1 protein-coding gene is annotated in these 1,178 nt (G+C 30.1%); it reads right to left on the bottom strand.

All coding sequences use genetic code 11. The annotated features are described in order from the left end of the window. Nucleotides 1-8 precede the first annotated feature (8 nt). Nucleotides 9-986 (bottom strand): IS110 family RNA-guided transposase, encoded by a 978-nt coding sequence (locus tag BM253_RS17120; protein ID WP_091526706.1) that lies wholly within the window; start codon nucleotides 984-986, stop codon nucleotides 9-11. Between the last annotated feature and the right edge of the window lie 192 nt (nucleotides 987-1,178).

Below are 1,178 nucleotides of genomic sequence, written 5' to 3'. Positions count from 1 at the left end.
TTCGATTTCTATGACACTACCAAACAATTTTCATACACAGATTTATTTTTAACAACTGCATATATTCTGTGTATGATTTTGTTTCTTACAGCATTTAAGACCGACATTTTGTTTTTACCTTCATTAACTTTTCTGTTAAAATAAGCCGCCATATCGTTTTTCAACCTTATGGTACTTAGAGCTGCTAAATGCAGTACTTTTTTTAATTCTTTGTCAGCCATTGTCGATATTCTTGGTTTATAGTAAATAGAAGAACCTGACCTATGTTCAAAAGGAACTACACCTGCAAAGCAAGCCATTTTCCGTGCTGATTTCACTTCAGAGAATCCTTTTGTTTTAATAATCATCAATGTTGCCAATACTTTTCCTACACCGGGAATCGAGATCATTCTGTTGAACTGTTCTTTTAATTCATCATTAGAAAAAATCAGCTCTAAAATCTTATCTTCTATAACTTTTATCTGTTTTTCTATTGTCTTGATTAATTGTTGATTAAGTTTAATAATCTCTTTGTCTGCAATGTTTTTTAAGAGCTTTAAATCTTGTGTCTGGCGTAATAATCCGGATTTTAATTTCACTCGATGTCTTCTTTCTGTATTTAATAAAGATATTTTTTGAATATCGATACTGCTTGGGTTCCACGATTCTAAATCCATATGGTTCTTTTCAATAAACAAGCAAATTCTTTGGGCATCTATCTTATCATTCTTACCGCGCAATAAACCAATACTTCTTTTTAAATGTAGCGGATTTACAACAAAAACACTAAAATTGTTTACTGCCAAGAATTCATACAACGCAAAATTATATCTGCCTGTATTTTCCATTGCAATAATGGTATTTTCATTGTTCTGAAAGGGTTTAAGCAACTTTTTAATAGCTTTTACACTATTGTTTATTCGATAGTGCTGTTGCGAAGAATTTGATTTTACATAAAAATCTAATGTTAATTTACTGACATCGACGCCTATAAAAACTTTTTCCATATCTTTGAATTTAGAGTGATTAAAGAGAACTTATCATTAACTCAACTCCTTTATAATGGGTCATTAGCCCGAATTTCTATTTGAGATTTTTGATAAGAAGTGTTTAAGTCTAAATCGAACTATGAGTTTTTCTCTGAGCGGGTAATAGTTTACTTAAACACTTTTCTCTTTATGATAAATTTACTTATTTTT

The sequence above is a fragment of the Paenimyroides ummariense genome (assembly GCF_900115115.1).
GTDB lineage: Bacteria > Bacteroidota > Bacteroidia > Flavobacteriales > Flavobacteriaceae > Flavobacterium > Flavobacterium ummariense.
This window is presented reverse-complemented; position numbering and strand designations above follow the sequence as displayed.